Origin of the sequence: Streptomyces sp. col6, assembly GCF_008042035.1 — a bacterium.
Lineage (GTDB): Bacteria > Actinomycetota > Actinomycetes > Streptomycetales > Streptomycetaceae > Streptomyces.
This window is the reverse complement of record NZ_RDBL01000008.1, coordinates 48,579-68,208: the sequence shown is the minus strand read 5'-3', so window position 1 is coordinate 68,208 and position 19,630 is coordinate 48,579. Positions and strand designations below refer to the sequence as shown.

Here is a 19,630-nt window from a genome sequence, read left to right as displayed (position 1 = left end):
GTGGCGGGGGCGGGTGCTCCCGTGCCGCCGTGGGGAGTACGCCTCAGACGAGGGCGGGGGCGGCGTCGGGGACGTTCTCCTCGATGCCGGCCGCGACGGGCACGGTCTCCTCGACCGCGGCCGGGACGGGCTCGGGGATCTCCGCGGCCACGGCCGGCGGGCGGCGGAACTCGCGGACACCGGGCAGCGGCGGCAGCGGCACCAGCTCGATGTGCTGCGGCTCCTGGGCGTACCGGGTGAACCAGACGACCTTGCCCTCGGCGGTCCGGCAGGTGCCCCAGCTGTCACTGAGGGCCATGACCCGGCTCAGGCCGCCGCCCTCGTGGAGCAGCCGCGGCATCTCGGAGCCGTTGTCGGCGACGGAGACCGTGAGGTGCCGTCCGGACCAGCGGAGTTCGACGACGCAGTGGCTGTCGTCACCGACGTGCCGGTGGACATTGGTCAGCAGCTCCTCCACAGCACGGCACACGGGCCGGATGTGGAGTTCGAGACTCCAGTGGCGCAGATGTGCGGCGACTATCCGTCGCAGCTGGTCCACACGCTCTGCGGAAACCTGGAGTTCGACCAGATAGTGCCGGTCGAGTGGAACGGTCATCGTCGAGGCTCCTCACATCGAGGCCCACATACTTCGCCCCGTTGAACCAACGACCCCCGAATACGAAGAGTGAGCAGATGTCTCTTCTGGGTCACTCCACAGGGTGACCCGGCTGGGCCGGTCGCGCAACATATCGGGCCGCGCACCCCGGGTGACCGGCACTTTCACCCGGCCGGGGTGCGCGGCCGGGTGGTCACAGCAGGTGCGTGAGCACCCGGTCGGGTGTGAGGGGCAGGGTGCGCAGCCGGACGCCAGTGGCATGCCGGAAGGCGTTGCCCACGGCCGCCGCGGCACCCACGATGCCGATCTCGCCGATGCCCTTGCTGCCCATGGGGTTGAGGTGGGGGTCGTCCTCGTCGATCCAGTGCGCGTCGATGGCGGTCACGTCGGCGCAGACGGGGACGTGGTACGAGGCGAGGTCGCTCTCGGTGAAGTCGCCGAACACCGGGTCCAGGGTACTGCCCTCGGTGAGGGCCATGCCGATGCCCATGGTCATGCCGCCGATGAACTGGGAGCGCGCGGTTCGGGAGTTGAGGATGCGGCCGGCGGCGAAGACGCCGAGCATGCGGCGCACGCGGACCTCGCCCGTGCGGGTGTCGACGGCGACCTCGGCGAAGTGCGCCCCGAAGGCGTGGCGGGCGTACGGGGATTCCTCGGCGGTCTCCTCGGTGGTGTCGGCGGTGACGGTCACTCCCGCGTCGGGCAGCGGCCCGGTGTGCGCGGCGAGCCGTTCCGCGAGTCCGGAGGCGGCCTTGTGCACGGCCCAGCCCCAGGAGGCGGTGCCGGAGGAGCCGCCGGCCAGCGAGGCGTCCGGCAGATCGCTGTCGCCGATGTCGACGGCCACGTCGTCCAGTGGTGCGCCCAGCACGTCCGCGGCGATCTGCGCGAGGACGGTACGGGCGCCGGTGCCGATGTCGGTGGCGTTGATGGCGATCCGGTAGGTGCCGTCGGGGGCGGCGTGCGCGGAGGCGTGGCCGGCACTGGCGTAGACGGGGTACGTGGCCGAGGCGACGCCCGTGCCGAGCAGCAGGGCGCCCTCGCGGCGGATGCCGGGGGCGGGGTCGCGGTCGCGCCAGCCGAAGCGCTCGGCGCCCTCGCGCAGACAGGCGGCCAGGCCGCGGCTGCTGAAGGGTTTGCCGGAGTCGGGCTCGTCGGCCGGGTCGTTGCGCAGGCGCAGGTCGACGGGGTCGAGGGAGAGCCGCGCCGCGAGTTCGTCCATGGCGGACTCCAGGGCGTACATGCCGGGGGCCTCGCCCGGGGCACGCATCCACGACGGGCTCGGCACGTCCAGGGCGGCGACCCGGTGGGTGGTCCGGCTGTGCGGTGAGCCGTACATGACGCGGGCGGGCACGGCGGCCTGCTCCACGAACTCCTTGATCCTGGACGTGTGGGTGATGATCTCCTGGGCGACCGAGGTGAGCGTGCCGTCGGATCCGGCGCCGAGCCTGACGCGCTGCACGGTGGGCGCCCGGTGCCCGACGAGCGCCGGCATCTGGCGCCGCGCCAGGGCGAGTTCGACCGGGCGGCCGGTGTGCAGCGCGGCCATCGCGGCGAGCACGGTCTGCGGGCGCGGGGTGCCCTTGGAGCCGAAGCCGCCGCCGACGTGTTCGGAGACGGCGGTGATCCGGTCGGCCCCGATCCCGAAGGCGGCGGCGAGGCTGTCGCGGACCTTGGTGGCGCCCTGGCTGGAGTCGTACACCGTGAGGTGTCCGTCGGGCGACCAGTGGGCGGTCGACGCGTGCGGCTCCATGGGGTGGTTGTGCAGCGGTTCCACGGTGTACGTCACGTCGACGCGTACGGGCGACGCCTCGAAGGCCCGGTCGAAGTCGCCGCGTTCGCGGACGGCCGGGTAGCCGCCGTTGGCGAGCTCCGGCGTGTAGAGCCCGGCGTGGTCGTCGGTCAGCACGACGTCGTGCGGGATTGTCTCGTAGGTGATGTGCAGGGCGGCGGCGCCGGCCCGTGCGCTCGCCAGGCTGTCCGCCACGACGAGCGCGACCGGCCAGCCGCGGTGGGGCACCCGGTCGTCCTGGAGCACGGCGAGGATCGGGTCGTCCGGCTCGTGGAGCCGCGGCGCGTTGTCGTGGGTGAGGACGGTGTGGACGCCGGGGTGGGCCAGGGCGTCGACGGTGCGGACGGCGGTGATCCGGCCGGCCGGCACGGATGCGGGCACGACCCAGGCGTAGAGGCAGCCGGGCAGGCCGCGCTCGGCGGCGTAGCGCGCGGTGCCGGTCACCTTGGCGCGGCCCTCGCGGCGGACGGCGGGCGCGCCCAGGGACTGGGGGGCGTGGCTCATGGCGGGAGTCCTCGGCTCTTCAGGTGCGGGCGGTGAGTTCGGCGAGGGCGTCGACGGCCAGGTGCCGGGCGAGGCGGACCTTGAACGCGTTGTCGCGCAGTGGGCGGGCCGCGGCGAGTTCGGCGTCGGCCGCCCGCAGGAAGGTGGCGTCGGTGGCGGGTGCGCCGCGCAGGATCTCCTCGGCGGTGCGGGCCCGCCAGGGCCGGTGGGCGAGCCCGCCGAACGCCAGCGCCGCGTGCTCGATCCGTCCTTCGCGTACGCGCAGGACGGCGGCCACGGAGACCAGCGCGAAGGCGTAGGAGGCGCGGTCGCGGGCCTTGCGGTACAGGCAGACGGTGCCGTCGGGCAGCGGGGGCAGCAGCACCTCGGTGACGAGCTCGCCGGGCCGGACGACCGTGTCGGCGTCGGGGTTGTCCCCGGGCAGCCGGTGGAAATCGGTGACCGGCACGGTCCGTTCGCCCTCCGGCCCGTGCAGCACGACGTCCGCGTCGAGCGCGGCGAGCGCGACGGCCATGTCGGAGGGGTGGGTGGCGACGCACTCCTCGGAGTACCCGATTACGGCGAGGTCGCGGTGGGCGCCCTCGCGGGCGGGGCAGCCGGTGCCCGGCTCCCGCTTGTTGCAGGGCTTCGTCGTGTCCTGGAAGTACGGGCACCGGGTGCGCTGGAGGAGGTTGCCGCCGGTGGTCGCGATGTTGCGGAGCTGCCCGGAGGCGCCGGCCAGCAGGGCCTGCGAAAGGGCGGAGTAGCGGGTCCGTACGGCGGGGTGGGCGGCCAGGTCGCTGTTGCGCACGGTGGCGCCGACGCGCAGGCCCCCTTCGGCGGTGTCCGTGACCTGGTCCAGCGGCAGCCGGCTCACGTCGACGAGCAGCCCGGGTGTCTCCACGCCGAGCTTCATCAGGTCGACGAGGTTGGTGCCGCCGCCGAGGAACTTGGCCCCGGGGTGGGCGGCGCAGGCGCGGACGGCGTCGGAGACGGTCTCGGCGCGCAGGTAGGCGAAGGGCTTCACGGCGCCACGTCCTCGACGGCCTCGACGATCCGCGGGTAGGCACCGCAGCGGCAGAGGTTGCCGCTCATCCGCTCGCGGATCTCCTCCGGGCCGAGCCGGGCCGGGACGCCCACGCGGGCGTCGTGCGGGGTGACGTGGGACGGGTGGCCGTAGTCGGCCTCGGCGAGGACGCCGGCGGCGGAGCAGAGCTGACCGGGGGTGCAGTAGCCGCACTGGAAGGCGTCCCGCTCCAGGAACGCCTCCTGGAGGGGGTGCAGCCGGTCGCCGTCCGCCAGGCCCTCGACCGTGGTGACGCGGGAGCCGTCCTGGGCGACGGCCAGCAGGAGGCAGCTGTTGGCGCGGCGGCCGTCCACCAGGACGGTGCAGGCGCCGCACTGGCCGTGGTCGCAGCCCTTCTTCGCCCCGGTCAGGTCCAGGTGGTGGCGCAGGGCGTCCAGGAGCGTGGTGCGGTGGTCGAGGGTGAGGGTGCGTTCGGTGCCGTTGATGTGCAGGGTCAGGTTGGCGGAGGGAAGGCCGCCGGACGCCGGTTCTCCGGCGCCGCCCTCCCACGCGCTGGTCGGGTCCACGTGCGACACCTTTCGACGACGAAGTCACTTTGTCCGATTTCTACCAGATGTGACCTGTCGCCCCGGCCGGCTCGGCCGCCCGCCACGGGCGTTCGGCCTACTTGTTCTCCAGCCTCAGCCGCACTTCCTCCTCCTGGTCCCCCGAAACCGTGCCGACCACCCGGACGGCGAAGGCGTCGGCCAGGCCTTCCCTGAGCCGGTCCACGGCCCGGTAGCCGCCCTGCACATCGACCGTGACGGGGGTACCGAGTGTCACGGATCCCGAGATCACCCGGGCCTCCGACACATCGACGGTCGCCGCCCATGCGGTGGGCCGCCTGCCCTCGGTCTCATGGGGCACGTCGGCCGATGAGCGGTCGGTGGTGAAGGCGGCCCGCAGCGCGTCGAAGACCGTGCGCGCGTCGTCCTCGGGGCAGCCGCTGACGACGACCGACACCTCCTGGTCGTGGTGGTCCTCCGTGGCCTGCCGCTTGTCCTGTGCGCTGTTCACCGCTGCTCCTTACGAAGGGGGCGTTGCCGTCATCTCCAGGCTGACCCCACCGGCAGTCGGCTGCGACAGGAGCGGCCCGGAACCCCTCGCGTGCCCGGGGAAGTCCGGGCCCACACGGCTCGAAACATTTTCTGTCTCCATATCCACTTAAAACATGAATTCGATCGCCACCCCGACTGAGGGGTCCGTACCGGGGTATCCGGCAAGCATGGACGTTTCGGATGGAGCCCTGAATTCCCTGGCGGTCACCCTCGCGGACGGACGCGGCGCGACAGGTGTCGTGATGGGCGTGATCGGTGTGCTCCTGGTGATCATGCTGATCGGCGCCTTCCTGCTGGGCAAGCGACGGCACGACCAGGAGCTGCCCCCGCCCCGGCCGGACGAGCAGCCGGTCGGCCCCGAGCACCGCAGTCACGAGGAGAAGCGGGACGTCCACGGCGACGACCGCTTCCCGGCGGACGGCAGGGGCCTCTCGCCGTACGAGCTCGGCGAGCACGGCAACGAGCCGATCCGCCACGAGGACGACGACAAGCGCGACTGACCGGCTCCCGCCCGGGGACCCGGGGCCCGGACGGCCTGCCGTCCGGGCCCCGCGCGGTCGCGGCGGGCGGGCGCCCCGCGTGTTGCGGGAGCGGCCGCCCCCGGTGAGGCTGGTGACGGCCCCGATGGCCGCCGGCATCTGCGCCGCACCCCCGATGAAGGCAGTTGCACCATGACCCCAAGCACCTCCGGCACGGCGCCCGTGCGCGCGGCTCTGACCGGATCCGCCGCTCCTTGCTGGGTCAACCTGATGACCCGCGACCTGGAGTCCGCGCAGGCGTTCTACGGCCCGGTGATGGGCTGGACCTTCCGTCCGGGCCGGCTCGGCCAGGACTTCTCGGTGGCCCGTCGCGGCGATGTGCCTGTCGCCGGCATCGGCGCCGTGGCCACGGCCTTCCGGGTCGCGGTGGCCTGGACGCCCTACTTCGCCGTCCGGGACGCCGATGTGGCCGCCTCCCGCATCCGGGAGCGCAGCGGCACGGTGGCGGTGGGCCCGCTGACGCTCGGCAAGGGGCGCGGCGCGCTGGCCGCCGACCGGGACGGGGCCGGCTTCGGCATCTGGGAGCGGACCGAGCCGGCGACGTCACCGCCCGCACCGGACGGCCATGCCCACGCCTGGCTGCGGCTGCGCACCCGGAGCGCCTTCGACGCCGCGATCTTCTACGGCGAGGTGCTGGACTGGGCGAGCGGGCAGCCGGGCGCCTGCGAGGTGGCGTACGCGAAGGACGAGGTCGTCGTCCAGTGCGGGGGCCGCCAGCTGGCCCGGATCAGCTCCGGCGCGGTCGAGGCCGCCCCCGACCCGCTGGTCCGCCCGCACTGGCAGGTCAACTTCCCCGTGGACGACGTGGGCGACACGATCGAGGTGGCACGCGCGCACGGAGCCTCGCTGGTGGAGGAGCTGACCCGCCACGAGGACCGGGAAGCCACGCTGGTGGACCCGGACGGGGGACTGTTCACCGTCACGGACGTCCACCGGGCATCGGACGCCGGCGCGGCCTGAGGGGCGGCGCGCCTCAGGCGACCGGCAGCACCAGCTCGGGCCGGTCCCACATGACCGCGGGCGGCGCGGCCCGTACGGTGCCGGTCCGCCGCGCCCCGACGCTCAGGTAGAAGCCCTCGGCCGGCGGATGCGAGACGACGCGTACGCCGGTCAGCCCGCGGGCCTCCGCCTCCCCTCGCAGGTGGCCGACGAGCAGCCGCCCGGTGCCGGTGCCCTGCGCGTCGTCGGCGACGAAGAGCAGGTCCAGCTCGGGCGGGTCCAGGATCAGCGCGTAGAAGCCGAGCACCCGGTCCGTCGCCTCCTGCACGGCGGCGAAGACCTCGTGGGCCTCGATGTAGTCCGGACCCACCCGGTACCCGGCGACCATCGGCGCGTAGGGGCCCTCGTAGGCGCGGGACGACCTGACCAGGCGGGTGAGGCGCTTGGCGTCCCGCGCGGTCGCCCGCCTGACGCGGACCGGGCCGCCGGCTGCCCGGCGGCCCGGCGGCGTAACACTTGATCTCATGAAAGGAGTATTACGCATCCGCGTCGGCGGCCGGCCCGGGGCTCCTCAGGAGGCGGCGCGCGCCTCGCGCCACTTCTCGACCAGGGCGTCCACATCGAACGGCCGCAGGTTGAGCAACGGTCCCGGCGGCGGACGGCGCACCGCCTCCCGGATCTTGTCGTTCACCTCGGCCAGCACCCGGCGCACCTCGGCCTCCGTCCGGATCTCCGGCAGGCCGGCGACGACGTCCTCGGCCTCCTTGCGCAGCGCCAGCGCGGGCGGCAGCACCGAGACCCCCTCGCGCTGCATCTTCGACTTGATCCACCACGTCTCGTCGTACGGGGCACTCAGCGCCTCGATCGGCTTGCCGAACCCGGGCAGCCGGGAGACGTCACCCCGCCGTTCGGACTCCCGGATCTGCTGGTCCACCCATGATTCGAAGCTGACACCCGCGGGTTTGCGCTCGGTCACCGTGATCCGCCCTCTCGGAGTACTCCTGCTGCGGCCCTTCCACCCTACCGAGGCGCCCCGGAAAGCCTGTTGGGCGGCAGATGTGCGCGCACGGTGTCTCGAACGTGTAAGCGGGGGTACACGAGCGTCACGCCCGGTCGGAACGGAGCCGGGCAACGAACCGAAAGGGATGGTGGGAGTGGAACTCAGCGACCTGCGGACCGACTACCGCCGGGGGTGGTGACGATGACGACTCTCGTGATCATCCTCGCGGTCGTCGTGGTGGTGGCCGCCGGACTGTTCCTGGTCCTCGGCCGGAGGAACGGCGGTCATGGGCTGCGACGGCGGTTCGGACCCGAGTACGACCGTGCCGTGGCGCGCCACAAGGGCGACGCCAAGGCCGCCGAACAGGAACTGAACGAACGGCTCAAGCGGCACGGCTCGCTGGACGAGCGCCCGCTGTCGCCCGAGGCCCGGGACGAGTACCTCGCCCGCTGGGCCCGGGTCCAGGACCAATTCGTCGACTCGCCGCAGCAGGCGGTGGCCGAGGCCGACACGCTCCTCGCGGAGCTGGCCCGTGACCTGGGCTTCCCGGACGGCAGGGACTTCGGCGAGCAGAGCGACGCGCTCTCCGTCCACCACGCCGAGCACGTCCACGGCTATCGCCGGGTGCACGACGCCAAGCACGGCGAGGGCGACACGGAGCAGCTGCGGACGGCGCTGGTCGAGGCCCGGGGCCTCTTCGACGTCCTCGTATCCCATGGCACGGACCGCCCGGCCCGCCGGGACAAGCACCACGCGGAAGGAAGTGGCACGGCATGACGAAGGACACCGACCGCACACCGCGACCCCCCGCCGCACCGGCCGGGCGTCCGGCGTCCGAGGACCGGGCCGCCGGCACCGGGTCCCCGTACTTCTCGGACGACACCCCGCCCCGGCCGGTGCGGCGGGGGGTCGCGGTGTGCGGTCGGTGTCCTTCGTCATGCCGTGCCACTTCCTTCCGCGTGGTGCTTGTCCCGGCGGGCCGGGCGGGTGCGTCGGAGGAGCTGGAGGCGTCGCTGCCGGCGGTGGTGTCGGTGACCGACCAGTCGGGTGAGGCCCGTTACCCGTCGTTCAAGGGGATCATGGCGGCGAAGAAGAAGCCGGTGAAGTCCCTGGATCTGGACGACCTGGGGATCGACGCGGACGAGGTGGGTCTGGCGGGTGCGTGGACCGCGGTCGATTCCGCGACCGAGCGTCCGGCCCGTACCGCGGGCACGATCGTGAAGGACGAGGGCGAGGGCGGCAAGCAGCTGGCCGAGTTCCTGGCCGGCCAGAAGTTCATCTAGCCCGTTTCGTGGTTCCTCCGTTCGTTTCGCTGATGTGCAGGAGTAGGTCTGATGGCTGAAGTTCTCGTCTTTGTCGATCATGTGGACGGTGCGGTCCGCAAGCCCACGCTGGAGTTGCTGACGCTCGCGCGCCGGATCGGTGACCCGGTCGCGGTCGCGGTCGGCGCCGGTGCGTCCGGTACGGCGGATGTGCTCGCCGAGCACGGTGCGGTGAAGGTCCTCACGTCGGAGGCCGCCGAGTTCGCCGACTACCTCGTGGTGCCGAAGGTCGACGCCCTCCAGGCCGCGTACGCGGCGGTGTCGCCGGTGGCGGTGCTGGTGTCCTCCTCCGCGGAGGGCAAGGAGATCGCGGCGCGTCTCGCGGTCCGTATCGGTTCCGGCATCATCACCGACGCCGTCGACCTGGAAGCCGGCGACGAGGGTCCGGTCGCCACGCAGTCCGCGTTCGCCGCCTCGTACACGACCAAGTCCCGTGTCTCCAAGGGCGTTCCGGTCATCACCGTGAAGCCGAACTCGGCGCCGGTGGAGCCGGCATCCGCGGCCGGTGCGGTGGAGGCGCTGGCGGTGGAGTTCTCCGACGCCTCCCGCGGTACGAAGGTGCTCTCGCGTACGCCGCGTGAGTCGACGGGCCGTCCGGAGCTGACGGAGGCCGCGATCGTGGTCTCCGGTGGCCGTGGCGTCAACGGCGCGGAGAACTTCGCGGTCATCGAGGCCCTCGCGGACTCGCTCGGTGCCGCGGTGGGCGCCTCGCGCGCCGCCGTGGACGCGGGCTGGTACCCGCACACCAACCAGGTCGGCCAGACCGGCAAGTCCGTCTCCCCGCAGCTCTACATCGCCAACGGCATCTCCGGCGCGATCCAGCACCGCGCCGGCATGCAGACCTCGAAGACCATCGTCGCGGTCAACAAGGACGCCGAGGCCCCGATCTTCGACCTCGTCGACTACGGCGTCGTCGGCGACCTCTTCGACGTCGTCCCCCAGCTCACCGAGGAGATCAACACCCGCAAGGGCTGACACTCCCTCAGGCTGCTGTGCCCGGCCGGGGCGTTGAGCGCGGACATCCCGCTCAACGCCCCGGCCGGGCGTCGTTCAGCCGAGCAGTTCCTCCACCAGGCCGGCGGCACGGCGGGTGCCGCCCTCCGCGCGGGCGTCGTCGCGCAGCCGCGCCGAGCGCCGTGCCACCTCGGGGTCGTTGACCAGCGCGTCGAGGGCTTCGCGCAGCGCCTCGGGGGTGGCGTCGTCGGTGTCGATACGGCGGGCGACCCCCAGCTCCACGAGCTTGTCCGCGTTCATGAACTGGTCGACGCCCTGCGGCACGGCGATCATCGGCACCCCGCTGTACAGCCCCTCGGAGCTGCCGCCCATCCCGGCGTGCGTGAGGAAGGCGTCCGCCTGCTGGAGGATGGCCAACTGCGGCACCCACCGGTGGACCTCGACGTTGCCGGGGACGGTGCCCAGCTCCGCCGGGTCCGTCTGCTTGCCGATCTGGAGCACGACGTGCCACCCGGGCAGATCCCCGTACGCCGCCAGGCAACTGCGGTAGAAATCAGGGCGGTTGGTGTACGCGGACCCCAGCGAGATCAGCAGCACCTTCTCCGCCCCGGCGGGCCGGGTCCAGGTCTGCTCCTCGCCGCGCCCGGCGAAGCAGGGCCCGACGAACGTGACGGTTTCCATGTCCACGTCGTCCGCGTGGGGCTGCATCGCCCGGGGGATCAGGGCCAGGGTGTGGTCGGGGCGGCCGACGAAGGCGTCCATGTCCCGCGTGGTCGCACCGGAGCCGGCCAGCCACTCGGTGAACCTCGCGCGGTACGCGTCGGCCCCCGGCAGCGCCCAGAGTTGGGCCGCCACGTCCTTCCCGTAGCTCCGCCAGCCGACGAAGGTCGGCGAGAACTGCATCAGGCGGCGGCCCTGCGACTCGGCCAGCACCCGTGCCGGGTACGCGCCGATGTCGTACAGGTACAGGTCCGCCGGGTCCTCGTCGTAGACGGCGCGCAGCTGGGGCAGGGCCTGGACGGCGTCGTCCAGAAAGAGGCCCATGGCGGCGATGGGGTCGTCCGGCCAGTTGTTGTCCCCGACCGGGAGCACGGAGGTGTACGGCACGAAGGTGGCGCCGGTGGCCTCGATGCGCTCGGCCATCACGGGGTCGTTGGCGTAGGTGACGCGGTGGCCTCGGGCGACGAGTTCGCGGATGACCTCGATGCTCGGCAGGACATGGCTGACAGCGGGGATGCCGACCATGGCGATATGGGCACGGCGACGTGTCATGGGACTTCACTCGTTTCAGTTCTACGGCGGAAGGAGACACGGCAGACCGGCGCGTCGCCACCCCGGCGAGGGCCGGTCGGTGGGCGCGTGGACACGGTGTGCCGGACGGGTCGGGGGCGTGCCCCGGCCGCGTCAGCCGTAGAGCTGGACGATGTTCATGCGGCGACCCTAGCCGCCGGCCGGTCCGCGCGCACAGGGTTTTCCGTGGGCGCGGACCGGCCGACGGGCGCGGACGACGGGGTCAGGGCTGGATCGGCATCGACCAGCAGTTGGAGGTGGCGCGCTTGCCGGCGAGGCGGTCGGTCATCCAGGAGATGGCGTCGCCCTGGTCGGTGATGAGCGGCACCATGTGGTTGGTGAGGATCTTGTCGCCGAGGTTGGGCAGGATGACGGCGTCGTAGGTGACGTCGCCGCCCTTGCGGCACCAGTCGACGGCGAGCTGACGCGCCTGGGCGTGCGGCACGATGTCGTCCTGGATGCCGGTCGCCACCCGTACCGGGCCGGTCGGCTTGAGGGTGCCTATGCGCTGCTTGTCGAGCGCGGCCTGCGCCTTGGGCTCGGCGGCGATGATCTCGCCGAGCGACTTGCCGGTGGTGGTCCACTTGGAGCTCTTGGCGAAGCCGTAGCCGAGGATCGCGTCGCCGACGCACATGGTCGACGCGTTCTTCAGCGCGGTGCGCCCGGCGTCGTTGATGTTGGCCTCCACGACGTCGCGGAGGTCCGCGTCGGCCTGGGCGAAGCCGTTGATCGACCAGGCGAGGGCGCCGGCCAGGGCGCTGCCGTCGATGCCCTTCATCGTCGCGGTCAGGTCGGCGGGCGGCGCCCCGGCGTAGGTGCCGGCGAGCTGGATCTCGGGGGCGTACGAGGGCTGGAGCTCGGCGGCCGAGGCGCTGGCCCCGCCACCCTGGCTGTAGCCGTACAGGCCGGTGCGGGACGCGGCCGTGAGCGAGGTGGCGGGCAGCCGGTGCGCGGCGCGGACCGCGTCCAGCAGCGCGTGGCCCTCGTCGACCCGGTTGACGTAGGTGTGCAGCCGGTCGGTGGTGCCGAGGCCCACGTAGTCGGTGACGACGACCGCGACACCGGCGGACAGGAGCCGGTAGACGGAAAGGGTCTCGTAGCCGATCGACACGGACTCGGGGGTGAGGGCCAGCGGGTGCTGGAGGGCCAGCGAGGGCGCGCACTGGTCGCCCTGGCCCATGGTGCCGGAGGCCAGCGCCACCAGCGGGCGGGCGCCGCCGCCCTTCCAGGCGGCCGAGGGTTCGATGTAGGCGCCGGTCACCGCGGCCGGCTGCCCGTTGGAGTCGGTCGTGCGGTACATGAGGCGGGTCGCGGTGCCCGGCATCGGGCGGCCGTCCAGGCCGGGCAGGCTCAGACCGAGCGGCAGGGGCTCGGTCCGTATCAGCTCCCCGTTGGTGGCGGGCAGTTGGGCGGGCGGGTTGTAGAACGCGGGGATGGTCACGCCCCGGGAGACGACGGGTTCGGTGCCGTCCGTGGCCGACGCGGGCGCCGCCGCGTACGCGGCCACACACGCGGCGGCGGTCACGGCGACGGCGGTGGCGCGCAGGGTGCGGGCGACCGGGCGGCGGGTGGGGGGTGTGAAGAAGGTGGAACGCGAACGGCTGTCCTTGCGGCTCACAGCTCACTCCTCGCTCTGCTTCGAATGGCGGGTGAGCGCAAGCTAACAGCGGGGATTACCGGTGGTAACCCGTCAGTAAGTTACGCATTGGTAACTATCATCGGCGACCGAACTCGTGCTCCCGGCGGCCAAGTTGCTTAGGGTGGGCGCGAGCTGATCATCCGCAGCCTCCCGCACCCTGGAGTTGGCCATGTCCCGACCGGAGAACGACACCACCGCCCCGCTCATCGACACCAGCAAGCCGCATCCCGCGCGGATGTACGACTGGTTCCTGGGCGGCAAGGACAACTACCCGGTGGACGAGGCCATGGGCCGCCAGATGCTGGCCGTCGAGCCGAACGTCCCGGTGATGGCCAAGATCAACCGGGCCTTCATGCACCGCGCCACCCGCTGGCTCTCCGCCCAGGGCGTCCGCCAGTTCCTCGACATCGGCACCGGCATACCCACCGAACCCAACCTGCACCAGGTGGCCCAGGAGGCCGAGCCCAGCACCCGAGTCGTCTACTGCGACAACGACCCCATCGTGCTGGCCCACGCCGAGGCCCTGCTCAAGGGGACGCCCGAGGGCGTCATCGACTACGTGCAGGCCGATGCGCGCAATGTCGACACCATCCTCGAACACGCGGGCAGGACGCTGGACTTCGGCAAGCCGGTGGCCCTGTCGATGATCGCGCTGCTGCACTTCGTGAGCGACGAGGACGGCGCGTACGAGCTGGTGAGCCGGCTGACCGACGTCCTCGCGCCCGGCAGCTACATGGTCATCTCGCAGATCACCGCCGACTTCCACCCGGAGGAGGCGCGCCAGGTGGACGAGATGTACAAGGCCAACACCCTGACGCTGGCGCCGCGCACCCGCGCCCAGTTCGCCTCGTTCTTCGACGGGCTGGAGATCGTGGAGCCCGGCATCGTCGCCGCCGAGGCCTGGCACCCCGAGCTCGGCGAGCCGGTCCCCGGCACCGGCGAGGTCGTCACCCCGGGATACGTGGCGGTCGGCCGCAAGCCGTAACGCGCACACCCCATCAGCACCGGCCCGGTGGGCACTTGGCGCGCGAACCGTTCGCGCCGGGTGTCACCGGGCTGTGTGATGATGCACGGAAAATCGGACCGGCCGGGGGTGCCGGGGGGAGCGGGAGCGCAGCGTGGACAAGGGTGGGTCCTCCATACCTGACGAGGAGTGGGAGCGCTTCCTGCGCGAGGCCGAGGCCGGGACGCCCGGCGCCCCCGAGGAGCCGTCCGCACGAGCCCGGATGGTGACGCGGCGGCTGCGCGAGGAGCCCGGCCCGCCCCAGGGGTGGCGCACCCATGAGCCGCCCCGCCGGCGCCGCGGCAAGGCCTGGTACGTGGTGGGCCTGGTGCTCGTCGTCGCGCTGTTCGTCGTGGCGCTGGACCCCGGCCGGGTGACCGGATGGTTCGGCTTCGACGGAGGGGGCGGGTCCGCGGCGGCGTCCGGACAGCCGACGCTGGACGACCCGTTCAAGGGGTCACCGGCGGAGCACTGGGCGGCGGGGACGGCCGGGATCACGATGCCGTCGGCGCGGGCGACCGGCTGGATGAGCGAGAAGCAGGTGGCCGACGCGCTCGACAGCAGTCTGGCCTTCCTCTCCGACTCCGGACTCGATCCGGCCGTGCTGCGCGGGGAGCGGCCGGTGAAGGCGATCGCGGCCCTCAATCCGAAGCAGGCCGACGTCAGGGAGTACCTGGCGAACGCCTTCGACACCCCGGACCGGAAGAACGACCCGCTGACACTCTTCAGCCGCTTCGATCCGTCGTACGCACGCCTGGCCGGTGATGTGATCAAGACGCGGGGCGGGATCACGTACCGGGAGGGCGAGCGCGGCGCGGTCGAGGTGACCGCCGACGTCACCTTCGTCTACCCCCTGGTGCGGGCGTCCGGTGACAGCGACGAGGTCGCCCGTACGATCGCCCGCCGCGAGATCGTGATGAGCTGGGGCGACCCCGGCAAGGTGCTCACCGAGCCGGGGACCTTCTCGCTGAAGGCGTACCGGGTGGACTCCGCCAACGGCGGCTGCTCGAACACCACCGGCTACTTCCGCCCCGAGTTCGCGAAGGAGCGGGGGCCCTCGGACGACGGCACGAAGGTCGACCCGTACGAGCGGGGCACGTCGATGGACGAGCGGATGCGGGACCGGGACGCCTCGGACTGCGGCACGGCCACCCGTACCTGACGCGGACCGGCCCGCTGATCCCGGGCGTGCCGCTCCCCCGCGTCGTACGCTTCCGAACGTGACGAGCAAACCCGACGCGGCGCAGAACCTGCGCGACCTCGCCCGGCTGCGCCGGGTCCGGGACCGTATCGACCGCGAGTACGCCCAGCCGCTGAACGTCGAGGCCCTGGCACGCGGGGCGCACATGTCGGCGGGCCATCTGAGCCGCGCGTTCAAGCGGGCGTACGGGGAGTCACCGTACGGCTACCTGATGACCCGGCGCATCGAGCGCGCGATGACGCTGCTGCGCCGGGGGGACATGAGCGTGACCGAGGTGTGCTTCGCGGTCGGGTGCTCCTCGCTCGGCACGTTCAGTACGCGTTTCACGGAGCTGGTCGGGATACCGCCGAGCGTCTACCGGCAGGAGGCTGCGCAGGCGACCGCGGGGATGCCGTCGTGCGTGGCCAAGCAGGTGACCCGGCCGGTCAGGAATCGAGAAGCACCACTGCCGGGGACGCCGCTAGCGTGAAAGGTGTCCGGGCGGGCCGTCCGGGCGCACGGGGAAGGCAGCCGGTTCGACCGGCCGCGACGGGGCCGCGCGACGGCTCCGCTGATCCAGGGAGACACATGAGCAGGGCCGGAGACACCCAGCCGCACATCGCCGACAGCCACGATCTGATCCGTGTGCACGGGGCACGCGTGAACAACCTGAAGGACGTCAGCATCGAGATCCCGAAGCGGCGGCTGACCGTGTTCACGGGCGTCTCCGGGTCCGGCAAGAGCTCGCTGGTGTTCAACACCATCGCCGCCGAGTCGCAGCGGCTGATCAACGAGACGTACAGCGCCTTCGTGCAGGGGTTCATGCCCACGCTGGCCCGGCCCGAGGTGGACGTCCTCGAAGGGCTGACCACCGCGATCATCGTCGACCAGCAGCGGATGGGCGGCGACACCCGCTCCACGGTGGGCACCGCCACCGACGCCAACGCCATGCTGCGCATCCTCTTCAGCCGCCTCGGCACCCCGCACATCGGCCCGCCGAGCGCGTACTCGTTCAACACCGCGTCGGTGAAGGCGAGCGGTGCGATCACCGTCGAGCGCGGCAACAAGAAGGCCGTGAAGGCCACCTTCAGCCGCACCGGCGGCATGTGCACCGAGTGCGAGGGCCGGGGCACGGTCTCCGACATCGACCTCACCCAGCTCTACGACGACTCCAAGTCCCTCGCCGAGGGCGCGTTCACCATCCCCGGCTGGAAGTCCGACAGCTTCTGGACCGTACGGGTCTACGCGGAGTCCGGCTTCCTCGACCCGGACAAGCCGATCGCGAAGTTCACCAAGAAGGAGATGCAGGACTTCCTGTACCGGGAGCCGACCAAGGTCAAGGTCGAGGGCGTCAACCTCACGTACGAGGGGCTGATCCCCAAGATCCAGAAGTCGTTCCTGTCCAAGGACAAGGACGCGCTCCAGCCGCACATCCGGGCGTTCGTGGAGCGCGCGGTCACCTTCACCACCTGCCCCGCCTGCGAGGGAACCCGGCTGAGCGAGGGCGCCAGGTCGTCGAAGATCGCGGGCATCAGCATCGCGGACGCCTGCGCGATGCAGACCAGCGACCTGGCGGCCTGGATCGCCGGCCTGGACGAGCCCTCGGTCACGCCGCTGCTCACCGCGCTGGGGCAGACCCTCGACTCGTTCGTGGAGATCGGCCTCGGCTACCTCGCGCTCGACCGGCCCGCGGGCACCCTGTCCGGCGGCGAGGCGCAGCGCGTCAAGATGATCCGCCACCTCGGCTCGTCGCTGACCGACACCACGTACGTCTTCGACGAGCCCACCGCCGGGCTGCACCCGCACGACATCCAGCGGATGAACAACCTGCTGCTGCGCCTGCGCGACAAGGGCAACACGGTCCTGGTGGTGGAGCACAAGCCGGAGACGATCGCGGTGGCCGACCACGTCGTGGACCTCGGCCCCGGCGCCGGTACGGGCGGCGGCACCGTCTGCTTCGAGGGCACCGTCGACGGGCTGCGCGCCTCGGACACCGTCACCGGCCGTCACTTCGACGACCGGTCCACGCTCAAGGCTGAGACCCGCGAGCCCACCGGCGCACTGGAGGTGCGCGGTGCGACGACGAACAACCTGCGCGGGGTCGACGTGGACATCCCGCTCGGCGTGCTGACCGTCGTCACGGGTGTCGCCGGGTCCGGCAAGAGCTCGCTGATCCACGGCTCGGTGGCCGGCCGGGAGGGCGTGGTGACCGTCGACCAGGGCGCGATCCGCGGCTCGCGGCGGAGCAACCCCGCCACGTACACCGGGCTGCTCGACCCGATCCGCAAGGCGTTCGCCAAGGCCAACGACGTGAAGCCGGCCCTGTTCAGCGCCAACTCCGAGGGCGCGTGCCCGACGTGCAACGGCGCGGGCGTCGTCTTCACCGACCTCGCGATGATGGCGGGCGTCGCCACGGTCTGCGAGGAGTGCGAGGGCAAGCGGTTCCAGGCATCGGTGCTGGAATACCGGCTCGGCGGGCGGGACATCAGCGAGGTGCTCGCCATGTCGGTCGCCGAGGCCGAGGAGTTCTTCGGCTCCGGTGACGCCCGTACGCCGGCCGCGCACCGGGTCCTGGAACGGCTGGTGGACGTCGGGCTCGGCTATCTGAGCCTCGGCCAGCCGCTGACCACGCTCTCCGGCGGCGAGCGGCAGCGGCTGAAGCTGGCCACGCACATGGGCGAGAAGGGCGGGGTGTACGTGCTCGACGAGCCGACCACCGGACTGCACCTCGCGGACGTGGAACAGCTCCTCGGGCTGCTCGACCGGCTGGTGGACTCCGGCAAGTCGGTCATCGTCATCGAGCACCACCAGGCCGTGATGGCGCACGCGGACCGGATCATCGACCTGGGCCCCGGCGCCGGCCACGACGGCGGCACGGTCGTCTTCAAGGGCACGCCCGCCGACCTGGTCGCCGCCCGCTCCACCCTCACGGGAGAGCACCTCGCGCAGTACGTGGGCGCCTGAGCGAGGCCGTACGCCCGCCCGCCCCGTGACGGCCGCGGGCGGGCGCCCGCACCGGTCCTGCCTAGGATGCGGCCATGACCGACCGTGTGCTGGAGCTGCTGCGCAGCCGCCCCGAGCTGACCGAACTCGCCGCCTTTCCATTCGACTTCGACGTGGAGCGGGCCTACCACGTCGAGGCGGTGCACCTGGCGTCCGGAGCGGAGCTGGAGCCCATCGCGGGGGACGCCACCGGGGGCACGTACTTCCTGTGCGGGGGTACGGCGGTGCTGTACGCCTCCTCCGAGGGCGACGCGGTCCTGATCGCCGACAGCGTGACCGAGGCGCTGGAGATGCTGGTGCGGCTGCCCGGCTGGTGCGAGGGCCTGAGCGCCGGTCTCGACGAGGAGGGACTGCGGGCCGCCGTGCGCGCCGGGGACGCGGAGGCCCGGGAGGAGTTCGCGCCCGAACTGGACGCCCAGCGCGCCGCGTTGATCGAAGGGCTGGGCCTGCCGGAGCGACCGCTCACCGAACTGTTCGCCCGGTCGGAGTCGGCCGCCCGGCGCACCGAGCCGGACCATCTGCTCCTCAACTCCGCGGAGCTGTGCGCCTACCGGCTGAGCGAGGAGTACCGCGTGTGCCTGCGGGACGTCGTCCTCGGCCCCGGCCGGGCGGCGCTGGGGCGGCTGCGCTCCGGTGACGTCGGGGCCCGGGAGGAGACGGACGCCGATCCGGTGCTGCGGGCGGGGGTGCTGCGGGCCGCGTGGGAGGACCGCCGCGACGACGATCTGCCGCTGCTGCGCCGTCTGCTGGAGCGGGAGGACGCGGAGCGCGGCGAGTCGTACGAGGAGCGTCTGGTCGCGGCGGCACTGGTGGCGGCGCACGGGCGGGACGAGGATGTCGCACTGCTGAGGGCGGCCACCTCGGGGCGGGTCACCGACGCCGTCTCGGCGGTGGAGTGGGCGCGCGAGCGGGAGGCGAAAGGGCCGGACGCGTTCACCTGGGTGGAGCTGGCGCGCCGTCAGGGCCGCTCGGCGCACGCGCGGGTGGAGCTGGTCCGGATGCTGGACGACACCGGGCCGCAGGCGGACCGGCTGCGGGCGCTGAGCCGGGCACTGGAACGCCTCGGCGAACACGCGCAGGCGGCCCGCGCCCAGTTCAACCTGCTCTCGCTCCAGGACACGTCCCGCGACCGCGCGGTGGAGGCGTACGTGCTCGCCCGGGTGGAGCGGGCCAGGGGCGATCTCGTCGCGGCGGGGCGGGCGTTGGAGCGGGCGCGGGCCGCCGTCGGGATCGGTGGCGGTGACGGCGGTGATCGCGGTCGCGGCGTACCCGACGACACGGTCGCGCAGTGGCACCGGCGCGGCCTCGGCCGGCACATCACAGAGCAGCACCTCGAACTCGTCCTGGCGGCAGTGGAGTCGGGGGACGCGGCGCTGGCGCGGGCGACGATAGAGCATGCCCGCGCGCTGCTGGACCGGATCGGCAAGGAGTCGGCCAAGGCGCTCGCCCCGCTGTCCGGGCGGGCCGCGTGGGCGGTGGCCGCCCATAACGTCTGATCCAGGTCAAGGCGGCGTGCCGCGGGCCCCATGCCCCTTTTCAGGATGGCCGGTTCACACCGGGATGGGCCCGTGCGTACGGGGTGACGAATCACTCCAGATCGCCACCAACCCTTCACAGAGGACCTCTTGAAGGCGCACGGTCCACCGGGGCGCTCACCTGTGGCGATGCCCGGGACCGGGCCGGAAGGGGAGCCGACGCGAATCATCGCCTTCGCTAATCGGATGCGGGCTTTCCTCAACTGCGCACTGACCTAAGGTGCTTGATGGGCCG

General features: G+C 72.5%; 18 protein-coding genes and 1 pseudogene. 10 read left to right on the top strand and 9 right to left on the bottom strand.

Annotated features, from left to right (window positions below):
- Positions 1–43 precede the first annotated feature (43 nt).
- The 5 genes from EAO73_RS12590 to EAO73_RS12570 form a co-directional block, all read right to left on the bottom strand.
- The gene (locus EAO73_RS12590; RefSeq protein WP_147971617.1) at positions 44–595 is read right to left on the bottom strand and encodes an ATP-binding protein; all 552 of its coding nucleotides are present in this window, start codon (positions 593–595) and stop codon (positions 44–46) included.
- Between the two features lie 193 nt (positions 596–788).
- Entirely contained in the window at positions 789–2,888 is a 2,100-nt protein-coding gene (locus tag EAO73_RS12585) for a xanthine dehydrogenase family protein molybdopterin-binding subunit (protein ID WP_147971616.1), read from the bottom strand.
- Positions 2,889–2,907: 19 nt separating this feature from the next.
- Entirely contained in the window at positions 2,908–3,894 is a 987-nt protein-coding gene (locus EAO73_RS12580) for an FAD binding domain-containing protein (protein WP_147971615.1), read from the bottom strand.
- Positions 3,891–4,460 carry a 2Fe-2S iron-sulfur cluster-binding protein gene (locus EAO73_RS12575; protein ID WP_147971614.1) on the bottom strand — a complete coding sequence of 190 codons (570 nt, stop codon included), beginning with the start codon at positions 4,458–4,460 and terminating at the stop codon, positions 3,891–3,893. The genes EAO73_RS12580 and EAO73_RS12575 overlap by 4 nt, the downstream gene beginning before the upstream one ends.
- A gap of 97 nt (positions 4,461–4,557) precedes the next feature.
- A complete protein-coding gene (locus EAO73_RS12570; RefSeq protein ID WP_147971613.1) occupies positions 4,558–4,950 on the bottom strand; it encodes a hypothetical protein in 393 nt (130 codons plus the stop codon).
- Between the two features lie 208 nt (positions 4,951–5,158).
- Between EAO73_RS12570 and EAO73_RS12565 the strand changes: the two genes are divergently transcribed.
- The gene (locus tag EAO73_RS12565; protein WP_147971612.1) at positions 5,159–5,491 is read left to right on the top strand and encodes a DUF6479 family protein; all 333 of its coding nucleotides are present in this window, start codon (positions 5,159–5,161) and stop codon (positions 5,489–5,491) included.
- 171 nt (positions 5,492–5,662) lie between these two features.
- Positions 5,663–6,490 (top strand): VOC family protein, encoded by an 828-nt coding sequence (locus tag EAO73_RS12560; protein ID WP_147971611.1) that lies wholly within the window; start codon positions 5,663–5,665, stop codon positions 6,488–6,490.
- Positions 6,491–6,503: 13 nt separating this feature from the next.
- On the opposite strand, the gene EAO73_RS12555 is transcribed toward EAO73_RS12560, so the two are convergent.
- Complete coding sequence (locus EAO73_RS12555) at positions 6,504–6,995, bottom strand: GNAT family N-acetyltransferase (RefSeq protein ID WP_191134038.1); 492 nt, start codon at positions 6,993–6,995, stop codon at positions 6,504–6,506.
- Between the two features lie 45 nt (positions 6,996–7,040).
- Positions 7,041–7,445: a DUF1992 domain-containing protein gene (locus EAO73_RS12550; RefSeq protein ID WP_147971610.1), complete on the bottom strand. Its 405-nt coding sequence runs from the start codon at positions 7,443–7,445 to the stop codon at positions 7,041–7,043.
- A gap of 216 nt (positions 7,446–7,661) precedes the next feature.
- On the opposite strand from EAO73_RS12550, the gene EAO73_RS12545 reads away from it, so the two are divergent.
- The 3 genes and pseudogenes from EAO73_RS12545 to EAO73_RS12535 all read left to right on the top strand — a co-directional run bounded on the left by EAO73_RS12545 (position 7,662) and on the right by EAO73_RS12535 (position 9,766).
- Positions 7,662–8,246, top strand: a complete 585-nt coding sequence (locus tag EAO73_RS12545; RefSeq protein WP_147971609.1) for a hypothetical protein — start codon at positions 7,662–7,664, stop codon at positions 8,244–8,246.
- Positions 8,247–8,458: 212 nt separating this feature from the next.
- A pseudogene (locus EAO73_RS12540) lies at positions 8,459–8,752 on the top strand (electron transfer flavoprotein subunit beta/FixA family protein); the annotation flags it as partial.
- 51 nt (positions 8,753–8,803) lie between these two features.
- Positions 8,804–9,766 (top strand): electron transfer flavoprotein subunit alpha/FixB family protein, encoded by a 963-nt coding sequence (locus EAO73_RS12535; RefSeq protein WP_147971608.1) that lies wholly within the window; start codon positions 8,804–8,806, stop codon positions 9,764–9,766.
- A 75-nt stretch (positions 9,767–9,841) separates the two neighbouring features.
- Here the strand turns inward: EAO73_RS12535 and EAO73_RS12530 are convergent, their stop codons facing one another.
- Both EAO73_RS12530 and EAO73_RS12525 read right to left on the bottom strand, forming a co-directional pair.
- A complete protein-coding gene (locus EAO73_RS12530; protein WP_224756259.1) occupies positions 9,842–11,017 on the bottom strand; it encodes a macrolide family glycosyltransferase in 1,176 nt (391 codons plus the stop codon).
- Between the two features lie 241 nt (positions 11,018–11,258).
- Positions 11,259–12,653, bottom strand: a complete 1,395-nt coding sequence (locus EAO73_RS12525) for a lipase family protein (protein ID WP_147971607.1) — start codon at positions 12,651–12,653, stop codon at positions 11,259–11,261.
- Between the two features lie 190 nt (positions 12,654–12,843).
- Here EAO73_RS12525 and EAO73_RS12520 point away from each other — a divergent pair, with 190 nt between their 5' ends.
- From EAO73_RS12520 to EAO73_RS12500, 5 genes are all read left to right on the top strand, one after another.
- Entirely contained in the window at positions 12,844–13,659 is an 816-nt protein-coding gene (locus EAO73_RS12520) for an SAM-dependent methyltransferase (protein ID WP_147971606.1), read from the top strand.
- Between the two features lie 133 nt (positions 13,660–13,792).
- Entirely contained in the window at positions 13,793–14,839 is a 1,047-nt protein-coding gene (locus tag EAO73_RS12515; protein ID WP_147971605.1) for a hypothetical protein, read from the top strand.
- Between the two features lie 58 nt (positions 14,840–14,897).
- Positions 14,898–15,347 carry a helix-turn-helix transcriptional regulator gene (locus tag EAO73_RS12510; protein WP_147971604.1) on the top strand — a complete coding sequence of 150 codons (450 nt, stop codon included), beginning with the start codon at positions 14,898–14,900 and terminating at the stop codon, positions 15,345–15,347.
- Positions 15,348–15,445: 98 nt separating this feature from the next.
- Entirely contained in the window at positions 15,446–17,821 is a 2,376-nt protein-coding gene (locus EAO73_RS12505; protein ID WP_147971603.1) for an ATP-binding cassette domain-containing protein, read from the top strand.
- Positions 17,822–17,895: 74 nt separating this feature from the next.
- Positions 17,896–19,356: a hypothetical protein gene (locus tag EAO73_RS12500; protein ID WP_224756258.1), complete on the top strand. Its 1,461-nt coding sequence runs from the start codon at positions 17,896–17,898 to the stop codon at positions 19,354–19,356.
- Positions 19,357–19,630 lie beyond the last annotated feature (274 nt).

Excerpts from the sequence above, each read along its gene's own strand:
- EAO73_RS12560 (WP_147971611.1), top strand. The coding sequence starts at position 5,663 with ATGACCCCAAGCACCTCCGGCACGGCGCCCGTGCGCGCGGCTCTGACC.
- EAO73_RS12530 (WP_224756259.1), bottom strand. The coding sequence starts at position 11,017 with ATGACACGTCGCCGTGCCCATATCGCCATGGTCGGCATCCCCGCTGTC.
- EAO73_RS12555 (WP_191134038.1), bottom strand. The coding sequence starts at position 6,995 with ATGAGATCAAGTGTTACGCCGCCGGGCCGCCGGGCAGCCGGCGGCCCG.
- EAO73_RS12590 (WP_147971617.1), bottom strand. The coding sequence starts at position 595 with ATGACCGTTCCACTCGACCGGCACTATCTGGTCGAACTCCAGGTTTCC.
- EAO73_RS12505 (WP_147971603.1), top strand. The coding sequence starts at position 15,446 with ATGAGCAGGGCCGGAGACACCCAGCCGCACATCGCCGACAGCCACGAT.
- EAO73_RS12520 (WP_147971606.1), top strand. The coding sequence starts at position 12,844 with ATGTCCCGACCGGAGAACGACACCACCGCCCCGCTCATCGACACCAGC.
- EAO73_RS12500 (WP_224756258.1), top strand. The coding sequence starts at position 17,896 with ATGACCGACCGTGTGCTGGAGCTGCTGCGCAGCCGCCCCGAGCTGACC.
- EAO73_RS12565 (WP_147971612.1), top strand. The coding sequence starts at position 5,159 with ATGGACGTTTCGGATGGAGCCCTGAATTCCCTGGCGGTCACCCTCGCG.
- EAO73_RS12585 (WP_147971616.1), bottom strand. The coding sequence starts at position 2,888 with ATGAGCCACGCCCCCCAGTCCCTGGGCGCGCCCGCCGTCCGCCGCGAG.
- EAO73_RS12535 (WP_147971608.1), top strand. The coding sequence starts at position 8,804 with ATGGCTGAAGTTCTCGTCTTTGTCGATCATGTGGACGGTGCGGTCCGC.